Source organism: Bifidobacterium sp. VU/mBH4 (B4) (assembly GCF_058199535.1).
In genome coordinates this window covers 105,032-125,314 of record NZ_JBVPQJ010000003.1, presented here as the reverse complement: position 1 = coordinate 125,314, position 20,283 = coordinate 105,032, and the positions used below count along the sequence as shown (strand labels likewise).

The 20,283-nt window shown below is 61.1% G+C and carries 17 protein-coding genes; 5 read left to right on the top strand and 12 right to left on the bottom strand.

Features of this window, described 5'->3' with window-relative positions; translation table 11 throughout:
* Positions 1-20 precede the first annotated feature (20 nt).
* Positions 21-1,046: a helix-turn-helix transcriptional regulator gene (locus tag AC0AII_RS05155; RefSeq protein WP_490446366.1), complete on the bottom strand. Its 1,026-nt coding sequence runs from the start codon at positions 1,044-1,046 to the stop codon at positions 21-23.
* A 374-nt stretch (positions 1,047-1,420) separates the two neighbouring features.
* Between AC0AII_RS05155 and AC0AII_RS05150 the strand changes: the two genes are divergently transcribed.
* The gene (locus AC0AII_RS05150; protein WP_490446365.1) at positions 1,421-2,230 is read left to right on the top strand and encodes an ABC transporter ATP-binding protein; all 810 of its coding nucleotides are present in this window, start codon (positions 1,421-1,423) and stop codon (positions 2,228-2,230) included.
* On the opposite strand, the gene AC0AII_RS05145 is transcribed toward AC0AII_RS05150, so the two are convergent.
* Positions 2,190-2,861 carry a sugar O-acetyltransferase gene (locus tag AC0AII_RS05145; protein WP_490446364.1) on the bottom strand — a complete coding sequence of 224 codons (672 nt, stop codon included), beginning with the start codon at positions 2,859-2,861 and terminating at the stop codon, positions 2,190-2,192. The two genes, AC0AII_RS05150 and AC0AII_RS05145, sit on opposite strands and share 41 nt — an antisense overlap.
* 201 nt (positions 2,862-3,062) lie before the next feature.
* Between AC0AII_RS05145 and AC0AII_RS05140 the strand changes: the two genes are divergently transcribed.
* Entirely contained in the window at positions 3,063-3,515 is a 453-nt protein-coding gene (locus tag AC0AII_RS05140; RefSeq protein WP_490446363.1) for a GNAT family N-acetyltransferase, read from the top strand.
* Positions 3,516-3,565: 50 nt separating this feature from the next.
* Complete coding sequence (locus tag AC0AII_RS05135; protein WP_313838880.1) at positions 3,566-4,387, top strand: mechanosensitive ion channel family protein; 822 nt, start codon at positions 3,566-3,568, stop codon at positions 4,385-4,387.
* Between the two features lie 87 nt (positions 4,388-4,474).
* On the opposite strand, the gene AC0AII_RS05130 is transcribed toward AC0AII_RS05135, so the two are convergent.
* The 9 genes from AC0AII_RS05130 to leuC form a co-directional block, all read right to left on the bottom strand.
* Complete coding sequence (locus AC0AII_RS05130) at positions 4,475-5,623, bottom strand: D-alanine--D-alanine ligase family protein (protein WP_490446458.1); 1,149 nt, start codon at positions 5,621-5,623, stop codon at positions 4,475-4,477.
* 292 nt (positions 5,624-5,915) lie between these two features.
* Positions 5,916-6,917 (bottom strand): NAD(P)H-dependent glycerol-3-phosphate dehydrogenase, encoded by a 1,002-nt coding sequence (locus tag AC0AII_RS05125; protein ID WP_490446362.1) that lies wholly within the window; start codon positions 6,915-6,917, stop codon positions 5,916-5,918.
* Between the two features lie 113 nt (positions 6,918-7,030).
* Positions 7,031-7,924: a lysophospholipid acyltransferase family protein gene (locus AC0AII_RS05120; protein WP_490446361.1), complete on the bottom strand. Its 894-nt coding sequence runs from the start codon at positions 7,922-7,924 to the stop codon at positions 7,031-7,033.
* A gap of 14 nt (positions 7,925-7,938) precedes the next feature.
* The gene (murA, locus tag AC0AII_RS05115; protein WP_144085306.1) at positions 7,939-9,270 is read right to left on the bottom strand and encodes a UDP-N-acetylglucosamine 1-carboxyvinyltransferase; all 1,332 of its coding nucleotides are present in this window, start codon (positions 9,268-9,270) and stop codon (positions 7,939-7,941) included.
* A 139-nt stretch (positions 9,271-9,409) separates the two neighbouring features.
* A complete protein-coding gene (locus AC0AII_RS05110) occupies positions 9,410-10,462 on the bottom strand; it encodes a CPBP family intramembrane glutamic endopeptidase (RefSeq protein ID WP_490446360.1) in 1,053 nt (350 codons plus the stop codon).
* A gap of 102 nt (positions 10,463-10,564) precedes the next feature.
* Complete coding sequence (locus AC0AII_RS05105; RefSeq protein ID WP_490446359.1) at positions 10,565-13,078, bottom strand: CPBP family intramembrane glutamic endopeptidase; 2,514 nt, start codon at positions 13,076-13,078, stop codon at positions 10,565-10,567.
* Positions 13,079-13,246: 168 nt separating this feature from the next.
* Positions 13,247-14,206 (bottom strand): CPBP family intramembrane glutamic endopeptidase, encoded by a 960-nt coding sequence (locus AC0AII_RS05100; protein ID WP_490446358.1) that lies wholly within the window; start codon positions 14,204-14,206, stop codon positions 13,247-13,249.
* A 114-nt stretch (positions 14,207-14,320) separates the two neighbouring features.
* The gene (leuD, locus tag AC0AII_RS05095) at positions 14,321-15,007 is read right to left on the bottom strand and encodes a 3-isopropylmalate dehydratase small subunit (protein ID WP_024627605.1); all 687 of its coding nucleotides are present in this window, start codon (positions 15,005-15,007) and stop codon (positions 14,321-14,323) included.
* Positions 15,008-15,059: 52 nt separating this feature from the next.
* Complete coding sequence (gene leuC / locus AC0AII_RS05090) at positions 15,060-16,463, bottom strand: 3-isopropylmalate dehydratase large subunit (protein WP_101431909.1); 1,404 nt, start codon at positions 16,461-16,463, stop codon at positions 15,060-15,062.
* 151 nt (positions 16,464-16,614) lie between these two features.
* Between leuC and AC0AII_RS05085 the strand changes: the two genes are divergently transcribed.
* Positions 16,615-17,403: an IclR family transcriptional regulator gene (locus AC0AII_RS05085; protein ID WP_045923929.1), complete on the top strand. Its 789-nt coding sequence runs from the start codon at positions 16,615-16,617 to the stop codon at positions 17,401-17,403.
* An 8-nt stretch (positions 17,404-17,411) separates the two neighbouring features.
* On the opposite strand, the gene AC0AII_RS05080 is transcribed toward AC0AII_RS05085, so the two are convergent.
* On the bottom strand, positions 17,412-18,881 hold the full coding sequence (locus tag AC0AII_RS05080; RefSeq protein ID WP_490446357.1) for a metallophosphoesterase family protein: 1,470 nt from the start codon (positions 18,879-18,881) through the stop codon (positions 17,412-17,414).
* Between the two features lie 229 nt (positions 18,882-19,110).
* Between AC0AII_RS05080 and AC0AII_RS05075 the strand changes: the two genes are divergently transcribed.
* Entirely contained in the window at positions 19,111-20,070 is a 960-nt protein-coding gene (locus tag AC0AII_RS05075) for a polyprenyl synthetase family protein (RefSeq protein ID WP_490446356.1), read from the top strand.
* Positions 20,071-20,283 lie beyond the last annotated feature (213 nt).

Sequence of the window (20,283 nt, the reverse complement as noted above, 5' to 3'; positions counted from 1 at the left end):
AAGAAGGCAAATCAGCTGTCTCAGGCACGAGGCGGCTTGCGGAAGATGCCGATTAGAGACTGGAGCACTCCACAGAACACCCCGCCGATGATCCAGATGGCCCAGAACGGGATGCGCCACCCGAAGAGGTTGTCGTAATTGCCGGAGAAGAGCATAGTCAGGGCCACCAGCGTGCAAATGCCCATGATGACTCCGCTGATGGCATTGCTTATCCGGTGCTCATACCGATAGGTGTCCCAGCGACCGTCATCAACGGAATCAATCTGCCTGTTGTAGGCCCGGAGGTTCATCATTCTGTGGCTCGTTCCCGCATGGACTAGCAGGAAGATCCCTAGAGCCAGAAGGAGGAAGAAGACGAACCCTCTGACCTGATCGGACCAGCCCCAGATCAGGTATCCGGCAGAGTTGATCCCCACATCCAAGAGCACGACAGCCAGACCGCAGACCAGCTCCCAGGTTGCCTGCCGGGAAACTCGCGAGCGCTCCTCATCGGTGTAGAAATCCGCTACATAGGGATGCCGACGGCGAAAATCCCTTCTGGCGGAAACCGCCGGTATCAGACAGGCCAGGCCCAGGACGATGCCGATCATCAGAGCAAGGAAGGCCAGACCATTCTGTGTGTCGGTCGGCTGGCTGACTGCGGCGAAGAGACCAGCGAAAGCCAGTCCCAACATGATAAGGGCGATGCCGAAAGCCATCCGCAGGCTATAGGCATTGCTGAAGGAGGCGTAGCCGGTCACGTCTTCCGCAGCAGACTGAACAGGTATAGTCGTGTGCGTTGTCGAAGTCGTCTGCGCGGCATCCTGATGGTCAGGCTTGGACGCACGCTGCCCGGAACCCGGATGCCGAACATCGCCTAGAACCAGGTCATCAAGAGTGCAGCCGAAGAGGTCACAGATGGCCAGGAGCTTGTCCATCTCAGGATAGGCCTTGTCCGACTCCCACTTGGACACGGCCTGACGGGATACCCCCACCAGCATGGCCAGCTGCTCCTGAGTCATGTTGCGCTGCGAACGCAGATATTGCACATTGGTTCTGAAACTCATAATGTTCTTTCTCCAGATCGGCAGATTGCCGATTCAACCAGCAACGAGACCATGATGAAACGTGCAGGGCTCCGACCGCCACCAGCTTTGAGTTGCACCCGGCAAAGACACCAATATTTGCTGTCAACCGACGGTTGCATCCTTGCAATTCCAAGGAAACAAGTGGTCGCTGAATCCCCATCAGCCCCCTCTCCAGCAAGAAATACACCCCATCTACGTTCACGATACATACCCTTCAGGAGGGAATGCGGATCCAGCGGATCCCAACCCTGAATCGTCCCTGATTCGACCCTGAAAAACACCCTGACAGGAGCTCTCGCCATGGTCTTATAGAGGTAGAGACCGGGCAGGAAATGATCGAAAGGAAGGCAAGGATGCAGCATCGGGCAACCAGAGATCCCTACGCACCACCGCTGATTCTGGACAGGATTTGCTACGACTATGGAACGCGACAGAAGCAGGGCGCCCGAGTGCTGGACGAGATCAGCCTGGAATGCCAGGCGGGGACCTGGACGGCCATCATGGGTCCTTCAGGCGCCGGCAAATCGACCCTCCTCTATTGCGCCGCGGGACTGCTCCAAGTCAGGCAGGGCAGGGTGGCCATCGCCGGGGAGGACCTGACCCGAATGAAAGAGAAAGAGCTGACCAAGCTCCGGCGCGACCACATCGGCTTCGTTTTCCAGGACTACAACCTGGTCAACGCCTTCACCTGTCTACAGAACACCATGCTGTCCAGCCTCTTCGGCGGCAGGAAAATCTCCACCCAAGCGGCCCTGTCTGCCCTGTCGAACGTCGGCTTAGAGGGATATGCCAACACCTATCCGGCAAACATGAGCGGAGGCCAGCAGCAGCGCGTGGCCATCGCCAGATCCCTGGCCACCAGCCCGGAGATCATCATGGCCGACGAGCCCACCGGCGCCCTAGACACCCATAGCTCGCGGGAGGTCATGGATCTGTTCGACCTGGCTGTCCGCAGCGGCCAGACCATTCTCATGGTGACCCACGACCCCAACGTCGCCGCCCGGGCCCACCGGGTCATCTTCCTCCAGGATGGGCGCATTCAGGCAGCTTGCCCGGGCGGAGACCCACAGACCATAGCCCAGCAGCTGGCCAGCATGGATGCTGCGCCAAACCAGGAGGCCTTCAGCCCTCCTCTGGCAGTTCCATCCGATCAGCCTCGGTGATGGTACGAATTACCCGGCAGGGCACACCCACGGCCAGGGAGTCAGGTGCGATGTCATGGGTGACCACGGATCCGGCCCCGATAACCGCACCATCGCCGATGGTCACTCCCCCGGCAACAGTCACGTTTGATGCCAGCCAGCAGTTGGATCCGATGGTTATTGGAGCGCCCAACTCGTAGTCGTAGAGGGAGCCATCCTCATGGCGCCTCAGATTTCGCTCCTGCCACCGTAGGGGATGCAGGGGGGTGGCCAGGGTGACGTTGGGGCCGATCATCACATCATCGCCGATCAGCACAGGGCAGGTATCCAGAACAGTGAAGTTGAAATTGGCGAAGATGCGCGAGCCAAGCTTGGTGAAGCATCCGTAATCGAAGTAGATGGGCCCCATACAGTCGACATCCTGACCGTGTTCGGGTACCAGATCATCCAGAAGCCGGCTGCGCAGGTCCCGCTCCTGCTCAGAAGATGCGTTGAAAAGACGGCAAAGTTCGTGGGCTTTGACCCGCAGCTGGCTCAATTCAGGATCCGAAGCATCATAGAGCTCGCCAGATAGCATCCGCTCCCGCTGCGAGCGCCGATTCCCTTTAGCGGCTCCGGCAGTCGCACCTGTCAGTTTCGAGTCCTTGTCCATGGCCATCCCATCGTTCCCGCGTCACTTCAGTGTCATTGCTGCAAGCTCACACTGCTTGCAGAGTCCTCATCCATGTAATCGTCTGGGTCAGACAGCCGACAGTCGCAGGGACCGTTCGTCGTCCGGTTGCGGACATCCGTTCATGCCGAGGGTCAAGCTTGGTAGATTGGAGACAGCGGAGGACCATGGCGAGGAGGAAGCATGCGGTATGAGGTGAGCGAGGCCATTCCCGCGGATGCCAAGGCCATCCGTAAGGCCGTATTCGTAGAGGAGCAGGGCTTTCACAACGAATTCGACCGAACCGACGATGCCAGCCTCCATATCGTGGCCTATGAAGGGGATGAACCCGTCGGAGTATGCCGAGTCTTCCCCGACCAGGGCCAGACATGGACCCTTGGCCGATTGGCGGTGCTGAAATCCTACCGCGGTCAGCATCTAGGCGCCAATTTGGTAGCCAAGGCTGAGGAAACCGCTCGGAGCCACGGGGCCGACCAGCTCACACTTCACGCCCAGGAACGGGTAGCAGGCTTCTATAAGTCTTTAGGCTATAGGGACATGGGCATTCACGACCAGGACGAGGGATGCCCGCATATGTGGATGGACAAGCCCCTAACAGTCAGCACCGGAAACGAGCCAGAGGATCGCGCCTCATGAATCCGACCGTCAATGTTGCCAGCACAAGCGTCGCTACGAACAAGGATCCCATGGGAAGATCCGAACAGGCCATTTCCAGCTTCAGCGATGCCGTCATCTACTGGTTCCGCCAAAATTTCGGAAAGATCATCCTTCTGATTGTCGTGGCTGTCTGCGCTGCATTGATCTCCAAGATCGTAGCGGCGGCCATGCGACGTGCCCTGGAACGGACCAACCTGCCCAGTGCCTCCATCTTCGTCAACATCGTCCGCGCCCTGATCTGGATCTTCGCTGCTGCCACAATCCTGCAACCAGTCTTCGGAATCAACCCATCCACGGTGGTCGCCGCCCTAGGCGTCAGCGGTCTGGCGCTCTCTTTCGGATTGAAGGATACAATCGCCAACATCGTCGGCGGCTTCGGGCTCATGGTCAGCAAGGTGGTCCAACCCGGCGACATCATCACCATTCAAGGCACCACCGGAACGGTCCGCGATGTGACCTGGCGCCATACCATCGTCATCGACAGGACCGGCAACCAGCTGCTGATCCCCAACTCCATCCTCAACACCACGGCGCTTGAGAAGATCACCGAGGCCGGCGAGGCCGCCACCACGGTTCCCTTCACCCTGCGGGGAGATGCCGATATAGCCAGGTCCTCCCGTTCCATTGCACAGGTGGTGGCCCAGGCAACCAGGAATATGGCCATGCCAGCCAACCCGCCCATTGTCCAGCTCCAGGGCTTCACCCCTTATGGCATCAAGGGCCAGGTGGTCATGTTCGCCAAGCAGGGCGTCATCGCCGCCGATATGCAGGATGCCGCCACCCGCGCTTTGGCCGGCCAGGACTACCTGGTCCAGGAGGCCGAGCTCCAAACAAAAGACGTTGAGTATTAACCAGATGATCCTCTCATCCTGCGGGAGAAATGCAAAACGGCATCTTTCCTCTCACGAGACGCCTCAAACTCCGCAGGCGACTCCGCGTCAGGCAGATACACCCTCAATCAGATCGGTAATCAGTTCGGTGTAGGTGATCCCAGTGGCCTCCCAGGCCTTGGCATACATGGAGATGGGCGTGAAACCAGGCATGGTGTTGATCTCGTTGACGATGACCCTGCCCTCGGGCGTTACAAAGCAGTCGACACGGCTCAGACCGGCACCGTCCACGGTTCTGAAGGCCTTGGCAGCCAGGTCGCGAACCTTCTGAAGAGTCTCCTCTGGCAGGTCTGCGGGGACCTCCACGTGAGAGGCGGAGGAGTCCACATACTTGCTGTCGAAGTCGTAGAAGGCCTCGTCTCGATCAGCCTTGTCCAGCACCACCTCGCCAGGCCAGGCTGTACGGGGCTTTCTGTCCTTGCTTGAGGCGAGCACGGCGCACTCGATCTCCCGCCCTTCAATGCCCTCCTCTATCAGGACTCGCCAGTCATGCTTTGCCGCCTCGGCGACCGCAGCAGCCAGTGCTTCGGCTTCAGGCTCTTCTACCTTGACCACACCAAAGCTGGATCCTGCGCGGGAGGGCTTGACGAAGAGCGGGTAATGCAGCTCTGCCTTCTCCACAGCGGCCAGCAGGTCGGCTCCGGATCGCTGTTCACGGGAGTCAACAGTGATGCCAGGAGCCACAGGTATGCCGGCTTGGCTGAGCAGAATCTTGGTATAGTGCTTGTCCATGCATGCGGCAGAGGCGAAGACCCCGCACCCAACGTAGGGCAGGCCCATCATTTCAAGCAGGCCCTGCAGGGTGCCGTCCTCACCGTATGGGCCGTGCAGCACCGGAAAGACCGCGTCAACACGCCCCAAAGGCTCTAAGGAACCGACTGTCCCGGAAGGTTGGGCTCCAGAGACCAGATCGGCATGGTCGCCAATCAGAAACCCATCCCTGCCGCGAGCCATGTCGAGGATGACCGGACGGCTGCCTTCGGTTATCTGTACGGTTGGCAGACTGGCATCGCCCAGACCCCACTGCCTGGGATCCTGGCCGCCGATGGTCCATCGACCGTCCTTGGTGATGCCGATAGGAATAGGCTCGTATCGGTCGGTATCAATGGCATTGAGCACGCCGGCCGCTGACACGCAGGATATGGAATGTTCGTCAGCACGCCCGCCATAGAGCACCACAACACGTTTCCTGACCATCATCCCTCGGCTTTCCTCATCCTGGACATGCATTCGAACTTCACGCATCTGCTCGGGCAGATACACCACTCAAGACAGCAGAATATCCCCTTGGCGGGCAGCAAGGCCTGGTCAGGGTCGCTCATCCACAAGCTTGGCACGAACGGACGTAACGGGGCAGAAGCAAGGACCAGATAAGTCAGACACGCGATTGATTTGGAAAACCGTTTATCATCGAGCAGAAGGTTGAGAGCACCGGCTTCACAGCCTTCGCGCCCTTATAGTCATCAGAATTTTCTGACGGCCACCAGACTCATTCTGCAGTGATCTGCCCGCCGAAGAGCTCGTCGATCATGCCCCGGCAGCTCAGACCCTGACTCAGCACATGGCTCATGGCCGTAGCCAGCGGGGTCGCCACCTGGTAACGCCTGCCCAGGGCGACGACAGCATCGGTGGTGGGCACGCCCTCGGCGACACCCTTGCTGACGCGGGTAGCCTCTTCAATGCTTTTGCCCTGACCCAGATTAAAGCCAAAGGTGTAGTTCCTGCTCAAGGACGAACCACAGGTGGCCACCAGGTCGCCGACCCCGGCAAGACCGGCGAAGGTCTTGGACTTGGCCCCGCAGGCCTCCCCTAGGGCCGTAAGTTCAGCCAGACCCCTGGCCTGGATCATGGCGGCCGTGTTCTCCCCGAACCCAGCCCCCCGTGACATCCCCACGGCCAGTGCAGTGACGTTCTTCAGCGACCCGCACATTTCCAGGCCGATCACATCGTCAGAGACGAAGGCCTTGAAATAGTCGGTCGTACAGGCACGGGCCACGCTCATGGCAGCATCGGCATCAGCGCTGGCGACCACGGTGGCGCTGGGCTCACGTGCGGCCACCTCCTTGCTCAGGTTGGGGCCGGAGACGGCCGCAAACCTGACCGGGTCCAGATCCAGCGTCTGACAGACCACCTGATCCATCCGCCTGTCAGTACCCCGTTCGATCCCCTTCATCAGGGAAACCACAATGGCATCATGACCCAGCAGACCCTTGAATTCCGTCAAGGCCTCACAGGCATGCTGCGCGGCTATGGCGACGACTACAATTTCAGCCCCCGAAACGGCCTTGGCCCGATCACCCTCAGCGCTGATGGCGTCAGGCAGCCTCTTCACGGTCGGCAGGCGACGGGCATTCGAATGCTTGCTGTTGATTTCGTCCACGACATCCGGGTCGATGTCCCACATGATCACCTGATTGCCTGCGTCAGCCAATACCTGGGCAAAAGCGGTTCCCCATGCGCCTGCTCCCAATACCGCGATCTTCGTCATCATTCTCCTTTGCATAATGCCGTGCGCACGGGAACGCCGACCAGCAGCCTCATTCTTGTCTCTACCATCCTATGACACCGCCGCCAGGCAGCTGGAATTAGAGGCGGGTTCCGGCCTTATTGCTCGCTTCTGGGCCGACGGGTCATGGTCACGTAATCGAAGTATCCAGCCGCTGGGGGCTCTTCGCCGCGAATCTCGGCCATGACCTCCTCCATTCGGTTGCGCAGGCGGACACAGAGGGCATGGACGGACTGCTTGGGGGGTTCCGCTCCCCACTGATCCACGTCTTCCAGAAGGTCGGAATAGTCAAGGAGCCGGTCATAGCACATGACCACGTTCTTTCGAGGCCAGGGCCACTTGTGATTGATCGAAGCCGCCCCCCAGGTGATGCTGGGATACAGGGGAACCATGCGACCCAGCTGTCGCGAGGCTTCCAGGGCGATGAATCCAACACCGGGCTTGAGCGACATGGGCCACTTCAGAGGATCACGGGTCACGGTTCCCTCGGGCCAAATGGTCAGTGGCCTGCCCGAGGTGATAATGCTGATCGACTCCTCCTCAATCGACCTGGCCTTGCCTGACTTGCGCTCCACCGGCTGCATGCCCACCATGCGGAACCAGCTGCCGATAAGGGGCCAATGGGCCATTTCGGCCTTGGCCATGTATCGGGGACGACGACCCAGGTGGAAGAGGGACATCATGGGAATGAACACGTCGAACTGGGTCACATGGGTGGCTGCGGTGATAAAGGGGCCGCTCTGCGGCACCCGTTCCAGGCCCCAGGCATAGACCCGGCAGGAGTCTCGCACCACCTGGGAGACTCCGCGCAACAGACGGGTAGTCCCCACAGGGTGCTGGCCGTCTATCTCATCCAGGGCCGGTATGCGGTGTCCAGTGGGATAGTAGCGGGTTGGATCCACCAACCTGTGCCGCTGGGCCAACAGGGCCACCTGCTGGTCGGACAGGGCCGGCACCGCAGAGCGTGGGGAAGGTTTGCCTTTGGAAGCCATCTATGCCTGCCGGATCAGTCGATCTGCGCGTCCAGGGCCAACAGCTTGTCGCGGAAGTCTTCGTAGCCGCGGTCGATCAGGGAGATGCCGTGGACGGTGGAGGGACCGGAGGCCGTCAGCGCGGCGATCAGGTGGCTGAAGCCGCCACGCAGGTCGGGCACATCGATGTCCTGGCCGGTCAACGGGGTGGGCCCGAAGATGACCGCCGAATGGTTGAAGTTGCGCTGCTGGAAGCGGCAGGGAAGGGACCCCAGGCACTCCTTGTAGAGCTGGATGGTGGCGCCCATCTGAATCAAGGGCTCGGTGAAGCCGAAGCGGTTCTCGTAGACGGTCTCGTGAACGATGGAAAGACCCTTGGCCTGGGTCAGAGCGACCACCAGCGGCTGCTGCCAGTCGGTCATGAACCCGGGGTGCACATCGGTCTCAATGGCCACGGGCCGCAGGTCGCCGCCCGGATGCCAGAAGCGGATGCCGTCGTCGCGCACGTCGAACTGGCCGCCGATCTTGCGGAAGACATTCAGGTAGGTCATCATATCGGGCTGATGGGCGCCCTTGACCATGATGTCGCCATGGGTGGCCAGGGCGGCGGAGGCCCAGGAGGCAGCTTCGATCCGGTCGGGCAGGGAGGTATGGGTGAACCCCTTGAGGGATGGCACCCCCTCGATGCGGATGGTCCGGTCCACATCCACGGAGATCTGCGCGCCCATCTTCTGCAGGACCGCCACCAGGTCCATGATTTCGGGCTCGGTAGCCGCCCCTGACAGCTCAGTGCGCCCCTCGGCCATGACGGCTGCCAGCAGGGTCTGCTCCGTGGCGCCCACCGAGGGGTAGGGCAGGTGAATCTTGGCCCCATGCAGACCATCGGGCGCTGTGATGTGTATGCCGGCCTCATGCTCCTTGTCGACATTGGCCCCCAGCTTGCGCAGGGTTTCCAGATGGAAATCGATGGGCCGGCTGCCGATGCGGCATCCACCCAGAACGGGGATGAACGCCTCCCCCATCCGATGCAGAAGCGGTCCGGAGAAGAGGATGGGAATGCGGGAAGAGCCCGACAGGGTGTCCACATCAGCCACGTCGGCCAGCTCCACATGACTGGCATCGATGGTGACCACACCCTCCTGGGGACGAACATCCACCTTGACCCCGTGCAGCCTCAGCAGATCCGAGACCACATGGACATCGCGGATCTCGGGAACGTTCTTCAGCACTGAAACACCAGGAGCCAGAAGGGCCGCCACCATGGCCTTGCTGACGAAGTTCTTGGCCCCGCGGACCTGGATGGTACCGTGCAGGGGTCTGCCGCCCACCACATGCAGCACATCATTCTGTGTATTCACCTTGGGCATATATCGGCTTCCTTCTCATATCTGCTCAGAGCCGGGCTTTGGCACATCATCGGCCCTATCTGCAAGTCTGCCACAAGGGGTGTGGGGACACCGTGAATTGTCGCCTCGGGCATAGAGCGTCCACCCAGTCAGATACTGGTCAGGCGCCAGCTGAAACGAAGGGGGTCAGCATCGTGAAGCCCATGATCAGCAGCAGCATGATGAAAAATGGACAGGCCCAGGCACCGTAGACGTTCGTATAGGTGCGGTTTTCACGCAGAAAAGCGACAATCCGATGTCGGCCCAAGTAGAGGACCAGGACGGCCGCCAGCAATCCTGCCAGCATCATGAGCACGTTAACGTAGGAGGCCATGTTGTCGCTCATAAACCCGAGGAGGAGTTCCAGCCCGTCGCTGACGACCAGGTTGTTGAACACGTGCAGGGCTATGGACCAGAAGATGGAGTATTCGCAGGCCAGATAGCCCAGGAGCAGACCCATGATGAAAGCGAAGAACCCCTGGCCAAGGTCGCCATGGAAGAAACCGAACATGACCGCGGAGGTGACGATGGCGAAGACGTGGCCGTAGGGCTTCAGCGCATGCAGGATGGCACCTCTGAAGACCAGCTCCTCGATGACGGGGGCCAGCAGGCTGACGTAGATGAACATGGGAATGGTACCCGAGGCCTGCTGGATCTGCTCAGTCGTGGTCCAGGACTGCTGCACTCCCAGCCGCACCGTGGTCCAGTCCATGCCTGACTGATACCAGTCGGCCAGGGTCTGCCCGGTCAGCGTCAGCGCAAAGCATCCCAGCAGCACCTGCCAGGTCATGGGGTGCAGATCCGTGTGGAAGATGCCCAAGGGACCGGAATCGCAGATCTGCCGACGTCGTGTGAAGACCAGGAAGCAGAGGCCTGTGCAGGCGGCGATCAGGTTGATGATGCCCCCATACTCCTTGTCGGCATGGCTCATCACATATATAAATCCCGAGTGGGCAGGCACTGGATCAAACACGGCATTCCACTCCATCTGAGCCAGAACACCGAGCAGAAGGCCGACACTGTTAATGATGAGCAGGTAGACTAGCAGCAGGGCGGCCTGACGGTTGAGCATACCTCTGGCCGCACTCATCCATGCACGATCCGCCACGCCTCGTCTGGGCTTTTGAGCCTGCCCGGTCCCTGACGCGTCGGGCGCCGTCGCTGTCTGCCCCATGTCACCATGCCCTTTCATGATCCTCTGCAGGTTCGGCCATCCGGCATTGACCTCCAGTTTGTCCAAGTCTACGCCACCACCGCAGCGCCAATGCGTCATGCCTCAGAGCAGGCCGGGCACGAACTTGAAGACCGTCAGCAGCAGGCAGAGCAGCAAGTAGAGCAGGAACCAGGGCTGCCTCCAGGAAACATATGTGCCCTTAGGGGCTCGATAGCGCCGCCGGTAGTCCAAGAGGCTGGCGCGGTGCAGGAAGAACATGAGCAGCCCAGCCAGAACCAAGACCAGCGCCACTGCCAAAATCGACAGACGAGCAGTTCTCGGAGCGCTCATCAGATAACGGTTGGGCAGGCCACTGAAGAGCAGATCACCGAGCACACGGGCTCCGACGGCCCAGATCAGACCATACTCCAGGGAGCAGTATCCCAATGCCAGCCCCAGCAGGAAGATCCAAAGCCCGGAGACCGGATCACTCTGCAGCAGGGCGCAGAGCAGGGATGCGGTCAGGATCGCAAAGACCCGGCCATACCGACGCAGCCCGTTGAGGATGATGCCGCGGAAGACCAGCTCCTCAGCCAGGGGGACCGCCAGGAGGGCATACAGGGCCATCATCGGCGAGGAGGCCCCGGTGACCAGCAGGCTGTGCGAGGCCAGGGAGGGGATGTGCAGAAGCAGACCGAAGTGATTGAAGAACTTGTTCAGTTCATGAACCATCCCCTGGCCCAGCAGGAGCACCGCTACCAGGGCCAGCAGAGCCGCCAGGGTCATTCTTCGATCCGTTCGCCAGCGGACGGCGTCCTGTCCCCGCTGATCCACACCTCGAATAACGCTCCACTCTGAAATGCAGGCATAGGTCAGCGCCAACAGGACCGACAGAAGAGTAATCCCATCGGATAGGAAGGCGATAGATCTGGGGTCCTTGACCTGCTCCATGATGACTGGCAGGATCATCCCCGAACCGACCATGAGCACCAGAACCGATATGGCCAGATAGACGAAGGCGAAGGCAGCCTGTCCGTTGACGGCGTGGAGGACCCCGGAACTGGCTGTGTAGGCGTTGGACTTGCCGGTAGTGGGCTTGGCCGCCTGCGGTCGTGCCTGGGCCTGAAGCTGGGGCTGGGCCGCAACTTCAGCAGCTGGCGTGACCGTGTTAAGTTCACTTGGAACAGCGATCGGCTGCGAGTTGACCGACTCCGGTCGGCTTGTTCCTGTGACCGGTCCTGCCGAAGCATTGGAAACGACCCGCGGGGCTGCCAACTCGGCTGAAGGACGGGTACGGTTGCGAGCAGCCCGCCGCTTGGACGACCGACGGACTCCTCTCTTCCTTTCACGGCCTCTGGCAGAAAGGCCGAAATGAAGACCATGCGAAGAACGGGTCGGCTTGGTTGCGTTCGTCGCAGCTTCCTCGGTCTCTGAGGACTTGGCCTTGGCGGCCACAGCAGCTGCTGCAGCCTCGGCAGCCTTGGCGGCGAGAGCCACAGAAGCGCCTGGAGCGGATACGGATGTCGACGAAGACGCGAACTGGACGACCGACTGCGTCGCTGGAGCTGCCTTCACAGCCTCTGAAGATTCGGATGGGGCAGGCTGAACGGCAATTTCTGCCTGGCCGGTCTGCATAGGCTGGCCGACATGATCCCTCTGTGCGACAGCCGACTCCTGTCCGTCAATAGTCTTTGACGAAACGACCCGACCGCCGGTATCGTCACCGGCGACTGCAGCAGGCTGGGCAACTACCCGTGGAGTCGAACAGACCCGACGCCCCTGATGATCGGCTTCGCTGGACACGGATTGTGCAGCAGCACCGTTCTCCCCAGATGCCGATGAACCAGTGACCAGGGAATCCCAGTCGGCATCCGAGCGACGGACTACGACTGGCCGGTCGGCGAATACCACAGGGGCCGCTGGCGCATGAACAGAAGCCGGGGGCGTCCCGGCCGTGGACACCCCAGCCGGGGTAGCCGACTTGGGCACAGCTGGTTCGACTGCAGAAGAAGCGGGAACGGATGGCGTTTTGGCAGCGGAAGGCTTACGGCGCTTGTGCATATTCCAAGAGAAGACCGGGCCCTTGTTCGTCTCGGGCTTGGTCCAGGACCAGACGACCTTGGCCGCAGGCTGCCCCGGCTGCCCCGAGGTCTCCGCGGCTTTGGCAACCTCCGGCTCTCGATGAACCACCACACGCCGCGGAGACGACTCCTTGTCAGGTTCCTTTCCGCCGTGCCCGTCAGCTGGCAGATCCTCAGGAGGAAATGCGGGAACTCCCGGTTGACTGGCCATGGTGACCGAGTCCAAAAAATCATAGGATCCTGGAAGCACTGAAGGTCGTTCACCGACTGGCCTGGCACCCTTGCCGCCAGCTCCTTCATCACCCAGAACCGCGGTCTTTCTATGGGCTATCCGTCCCGGGTAGGCCAAGCCATCATCCACGGCCTCCCCCGGCAGGCTCAAGGGCGGCAGGTCGATGGATCCTTCCTCATAATCCCAATGACGGGCGTAGTCCTTGCTGGCACTGTGGCTTGCAGTCATGAGGGCGAGAGAGGAGCGCGACACCTTCCAGCGCCCCTGATCGCTTTGGGCATCGGCGGACTCGCTGCCGCTGTCGCGATCCTCATCATCCCTCATCCGTCGATGATCCTTCCCCTTCATGCACTACCGTACGACCGTCAAGGGCGTCCAGCGACACGAACCTTTCCCCACGTTCATATCACAACACTACATGTCCGAGTCTAGACCGACCCCGCCCTTCTTCGACAGAATCCCGACAATGGCCCGGCGCCACCGACTGTCTGGTCAGGCCAGCCCTGGCACGAATTCGCTCAGGGCCATCAGCAGACATGCCAGGCAGAAGAGCAGGAACCAGGGCGCCCGCCAGGAAGCGTAGATTCCCTTGGGAGCGCGATTGCTGCGGCAGTAATCACGGAGAGTCCTTATCTTGAACAGCAGCCCGACGACACCAATCAGCAGTACCAGGATCATGAGAAAGCCCAGGCCAATGCGGACCACCTCGGGTGCCAGAGGCATGTACTTGGCCAACAAACCTGAAGAGAAAGCATTGTTGAGCATGTGCACCAGCAGGGACCAGACCAACCCGTACTCCATGGCCAGATAGCCCAGAACCAGACCGGAAATGAAACCGAACAGACCCTGAACCAAGGAGCCATGCATGAAACCGAAAAGCAGGGAAGAAGTAATAATGGCGAAGACTCGACCAAAGCGGCGCAGGCCGTTCATGATGACCCCGCGAAAGACCAGCTCCTCGGCAAAGGGCCCCAAAAGAATGCCGTAGAAGAGCATGATCGGCGTTTCCATGTCGCCATCACCTGGTGCGGACGGCGGATGCAGGCCAGTGCTGGACAGAATGGCGCTCAGTCCGGAGTTGGCCGCCCCGGCCACCAGCTGACTGAGGAAGAAGCAGGCCAGGGCGATGATCAAGGCCAACAGGCTGAATCGGCGCGCAGTAACCCACCGCACCTGATCCTGGCCATGTCGTTCACGGCCTACGATGACCGGCCACTGGCTGATCAAGGCAAACAGCAGGGCCAGCACTACGGAGGTGGCCACCGTCCAGTCCCCCAGAGGGCCGTTGATCTGCGCCTTGGAAGCGTGCGGAAAGAGAGCAGGCAGAACCACCTTGCCCCCCACAAGACCTGCCAGGGTCTCGATGGCCACGTAGATGAAGGCAAAAGCACTTAGGGTATTCACTGCCCCTCTAACGCCCCATTCGTGCACATCGCCGCTGCTGTGCCTCATGATAACCGCTCCTCTTCACTCGCCAACTAGTCACAGGCGATCAATGGCTGTCTCATTCTATGGTAAGCGAAGAGGGAGCAAACGGCTTTCATATGAGGGCTCACGGCCCGTCGGTCAAATGATGCCGCGGTCAGCCAGGGGTCCAGGCCAGTCGATTTGACCCTCCCTGGCTGAAGTGACCGGCTCTTCTGGCATGTGCTGGGCCGGCAGCGTACGCGGCTTGAAGGGGAATCGCTCGGCCCGCATACGCTCATAGGCACGGATGTCATCCTCGTGCTGCAGGGTCAGATCAATGTCGTCGTAACCGTTCATGAGCCGCCACCGCACGTAGTCGTCTACCTGGAAGGGCAGAGTCACATCCGCGCAGGTGACCGTGCGAGCGCCCAGATCCACGGTCATCTCGGTGCCGGGGTCCTCCTCCAGGAGCTTCCAGAGCAACTCCACTGATTCCTGGGGCATGATAGCGGCCAGAACCCCGTTCTTGGCGGTGTTCCCATAGAAGATGTCGGCGAAGCGGGGGGCGATGACCACGCGGAAGCCGTAGTCCCGCAGAGCCCAGACAGCATGCTCGCGCGAGGAGCCGATGCCGAAGTCCGGCCCGGCCACCAGAACTCGGGCACCTGAATATTCGGGCCGGTTGAGCACGAAATTCGGATCCCTTCGCCAGGCGTAGAAGAGCGCGTCCTCGAAGCCGGTCTTCTGCACCCGCTTCAGGAATACGGCGGGGATGATCTGATCAGTGTCGACGTTGGAGCGGCGCAAGGGCACCCCGACCCCGGTGACAACGGAAAGTGGCTCCATGATGACCTCCTGCCTGCTGGATGGCGATGACGATGACGAATGATTGATGGGCTTACAGATCGGCCGGGGAGCAGATGGTTCCCCTGATGGCCGTCGCAGCGGCCACCTCGGGCGAGGCCAGATGGGTCCTGCCACCCTTGCCCTGACGACCCTGGAAGTTGCGGTTGGATGTGGAGATGGAGCGCTCCCCCGGCACCAGCTGGTCGGGGTTCATGCCCAGGCACATGGAGCAGCCGGCGTTGCGCCATTCGGCTCCGAAGTCCTCGAAAATGCGATCCAGCCCCTCCTTTTCGGCTTGAATGCGAACTCGCGAAGAGGCCGGAACCACCAGGACGCGATGCAGGTTCTTGGCCTTGTGATGCCCCTTCATGATGGCTGCAGCCGCGCGCAGATCCTCGATGCGCCCGTTGGTGCAGGAGCCAATGAACACGGTGTCCACGGCGATGTCCCGGATGGGCATCCCCGGCTTCAGCCCCATGTAGTCGATGGCCTCCTGGGCCGCCTGGCGCTTGGCCGGGTCGGCGATCTTTTCGGGCACAGGCACATCAGCGGCGATGGGCAGACCCTGTCCGGGATTGGTGCCCCAGGTCACATAGGGGGTCAGCTGATCGGCATCCAGGATGACCTCCTTATCGAAGACTGCATCCGGATCGGTGGGCAGGGTTCGCCAGTAGTCCAGGGCCTGATCCCACATGGCCCCCTTGGGGGCGTGCGGCCGGCCCTCCAGGTAGGCGAAGGTAGTCTCGTCCGGCGCGATCATCCCGGCCCTCGCCCCGGCCTCGATGGACATGTTGCAGATGGTCATGCGCGCGTCCATGGACATGCGCCGAATGGCCTCGCCCCGGTACTCCAGAACGTGCCCTTGGCCGCCGCCAGTGCCGATCTTGGCGATGACGGCCAGGATGACGTCCTTGGCGCCCACGCCCGGCTTGAGCTGCCCGCGGACGGTGATGGCCATGGTCTTGAAAGGCTTCAGGCTCAGGGTCTGGGTGGCCAGAACATGCTCCACCTCGGAGGTGCCGATGCCGAAAGCCAGGGCCCCGAAGGCCCCGTGGGTCGAGGTGTGCGAATCGCCGCAGACGATGGTCATGCCGGGCTGCGTCAATCCCAGGACCGGCGCAAAAGCATGCACGATGCCTTGGTCTGCATCCCCCAATGGGTGCAGACGGACACCGAACTCCCGGCAGTTGCGCTCCAGGGTGGAGATCTGCAGGGCCGAAACCTTGTCGGCAATGGGCCGATCGATGTCGATGGTGGGGGTGTTGTGATCCTCGGTGGCAATGACCTGGTCCAGGTGACGGATCTTGCGGCCTGCCAGGCGCAGCCCCTCGAAGGCCTGTGGACTGGTCACCTCGTGCATAAGCTGCAGATCGATGTAGATCAGATCGGGCTCGCCTCCCTGGCCCTTTCTGACCAAATGATCAGCCCAGACCTTTTCCGCCATTGTGCGTCCCATATCGCCTCCTGAAAACCTACGACCGGCCGGGGCACCAATCTCATCGGCACCCCGCCGGCCTCCTACCACCGAGTATGGAACTGCCCAACTGTTATGAACTTTTGCATTTCATATACTGAGATGGCATAATTCAACCATGGACACACCTTCTATGAACGACGACGACAGATATCCCTCCGCAAATGATCCGAACATGCATCAGGAGGAGATTCATTCGGGCGTCGGCGTTTTGGACAAGACGGTGCGAATTCTGGATACCCTAGAGACCGGGCCCATGACCCTGGGCCAGCTGGTCAACGCCACCGGGTTGGCTCGACCCACAGCCCACCGACTGGCCATCGCCTTGGAGCGCCACCGCTTCGTGCTGCGGGATGCACACGGCCGCTTCGTCCTGGGCTCCCGCTTCGCCGAGCTGGCCGCTGCCGCTGGCGAGGATCGACTGCTGACCGCCTCGGGACCCATCCTGCATACACTGCTCAACCGTTCGGGTGAGTCAGCCCAGATTTTCCGCCGCCAAGGCGAAGTCCGTGTCTGCATCGCCGCGGTGGAACGCGCCTCCGGCCTGCGCGACTCCATCCCCGTAGGCGCCCTGCTGTCCATGGAGGCCGGGTCGGCAGCACAGATTCTGTTGGCCTGGGAGGAACCTGAGCGCCTCCATCAGGGTCTGCGACACGCCAAGTTCAACGCAGCGACCCTGGCCACGGTCCGCAAGCGCGGCTGGGCCGAATCCATCAACGAGCGGGAAGAAGGCGTCTGCTCCATCTCGGCCCCCATCCGCAACGGATCCGGGCAGGTCATGGCCGCCATATCCATCTCCGGGCCGGTCAACCGCATGTCCACCACGCCGGGAAGGCGCTACGCCCCCCTGGTCATGGCCGCCGGCAAATATCTGACCGAAGCCCTGCTGCGAGCCTCATCTCCCGCCCGTCGTAGGGTCTGAGCGGGAATTTAACCCCTTGGCCCTGATCGCCGTCTGGTTGATCCCCAGGAGGCGATCAACCCGGCAAGAGCCGTCAGGCCGCCCGCCAAGAATCCGGGCCGACGCAAGAGGTTGACCGCGTCCCCGGTAGAAGTGGGCATATGGCTCATGGCGAAGGTGTAGACCTTGTGGGATCCTGGCCGCCCCACCAGTTGCCCGAACTCCAGGAGCTGCGTGCGAGGATGATGGGGATGGCGGATATCGAACTCGAAGAGCCGTGCCGCCCGCTTGCTGGGCACCGGACCGTATGAGCCGAATCCGCAGGTGGGCGTGGCCCCCAGTGTCAGATCTCCACTACGACCAACAAAGCCATTGCGGTGGTCATGCCCGGCGAAGAGGGCGAAATAGCCTCGGTTCCGGGTCAGCAGGTCATACTCGCCGCTATCCTCATCCGGGCAGGAGACTCCCTCGCCTAGGTAGGAGCCGGGGCAGGTGCGTGATTCGTCCAGGATGTAGCAACGGGAGTCGAAACTTCGGTAACCCTGGACCGCATAGGCTGTGGTGGCTGGCACCGGCTTGAGCAGATCGTAGAACTGGGGAATGGGCATGTGCTGGAAGACGATGGATCGGTTACCCAGAAGATCGGGAGCGGCCGCCAGAAAGTCCAGGGCCTGCGCCGACGGTGAGCCATAGCCGCCTGCCCGGGCATAGTCGCCAGAGTCCAGCAGGACCAGTCCCATGACCACCCCGTGACCGTCGCAATCCGCTACAGGCAGCGCGAAAGTGCCCGGAGCACAGACGAAGGCCGTCTGGGAGGGCAGGGCCGACCCGATCAGCGCATGGACCCGATCAGGATGGGCGACCGTAGCCTCTGGGTTCAGGCAACCGGGCACCTCCCGATAGATGGCGTCCATCTGATCGGTGTCCAGTCCACACTGGAAGTCATGGTTGCCATAGGTGACGACGAAGGGGATCCCGCGTTCAACCAGTGGGCCGGTGATCAGGCCAACGGTTCTGCGGACCAGATCTTCGGTGTGCTTGATGTTTTGCTGGCGTACACGCTCGGCATCCCTGCGGTCTGGTTCCCGGCGGTCGCCGGCTGCTTGACCATCCTCAGGCTTGGAAGAGCGCTTCAGGGAGGCTCCCCCAAATCCCAGAGCGCCACCCATGCTCAGACCAGCCGAGTAGATGCCGTCCAAGGGGGTGCTCCAGCGCCTCTTACGGAAGGTGCGCTCGTAAGCCGTGTCGTAACCGGCTACCTGATTGCCCGAGAAGACCACCAGATCGGGCTTTGCCGCATCGCAAGCCGCAGCTATCAGCCTGATTGTGTCCGCAGAGACCTTGGGACCCTCCTGGACGTCGGCCAGCTGCAGGAGTCTGAACTTGCCCGAGTAGTGGAACTGAAGTCGCCCCAGCCGGGCCGAAACGGACAGCGGTCGATCATGCTCTCCCTCGCCGCCTTGTGGGGAGACCTGATCCGCGTGGTAATGCTGACTCATACGTCTAGCCTACTTCACCCTGCTTCGCTCCTAGGACCATCAGTGCAGCCCTCCTTACGAATCGGATGCAGACCTAGGCGTCATGCCAGCACAGCGACACCCTGGTGTTAGCTTGACCACAGTGGTTACGACGACAGCCAGGACCGGGGGGACAATCTTCAGACCTGGCTCCAGTCTTGGTATATTGGATACGTTGCGATTCTTAACGAGATAGAGGGAGCGTACCTCCATGGCAGAAGGACAAGAGCTCCTGTTGCGCAAGGATCTTGAGCGGGTTGTCGACCGCCTGCACCAGGAGCGTACCCATGTGGCACCCTATCAGGAGGATTATCGTCGACTGCTGGATAACCACGGCAAGATGATTCGAGCCGCCATGGTGGTGCTCTTTGCCCGGGCCGGAGCACGGAACGGAGGATGCCTGGGCGACACCGTCATCACTGGCGCCGCCGCCATCGAGATGCTTCATCTGGCTACCTTGGTCCACGACGACGTTCTGGACAACGCCCCCATCCGCCGCAACAAGCCCACGGTCCACACCATCCGAGGCAACAAGGCTGCCATCTATCTAGGAGACCTGATCCTTTCGCGCTACATGGAGATCATGGCCTCCATCGCTCCTGACACAGCCTTTATCCGCGAACAGGCCGGTACGGTCTGCGAGATCGTAGGCGGCGAACTCTACCAAGAGTCAGACCGCCACCACACCCACATCACCATTGACGATTACGACCGAGCCATCTCCGGCAAGACCGCAGCCCTCTTCCGCCTGGCCTGCCTGACCGGGATCCGCCTTGATGGCCAGCCAACCGACCCGGCCTTGGAGCAGACCGCCAGAGACTTCGGTGGCAATCTAGGCATGGCCTTCCAGATCATCGACGACATCAACGATTTTGATCTGGATCGTGACACCGGCAAGCCCAAGCTGGAGGATATTCGCGACGGAATCTACACTCTGCCGGTTCTGCTGGGATTCCAGGAGGATGAGGACTTCAGAACACTGGTGCAGCAAGACGATCCCGACCGGGTGATCGACTACCTCAAAACCCATCCCCAGTTGATGGAGGGCAGCCGGCAAACCGCCAAGGACTATCTGCAACGGGCTGCGGACAGTCTAGAGGACTCCTCCATGGACGAGGACGTACGTGATCTATTGCAGCGGATTACCGTCAAGCTGACCGCCCAGGTCTGACCGAATTCGCACGACTGAGCCAGCTCGGCCAATCCTGAACGAGTGCAGTCAGTACGGTTTCAGATATACGTCGAATAGGCATCACAACCCCGTTCCATGCTAGGCGTTGCTCTCTTTTGTGCATCTCACTACCGCTGGCTGCCGCTGATGGCAAACACCCTATGACAGTAAATCCCCCGTCCCGAACCATACGGTCCGAAACGGGGGATTTAC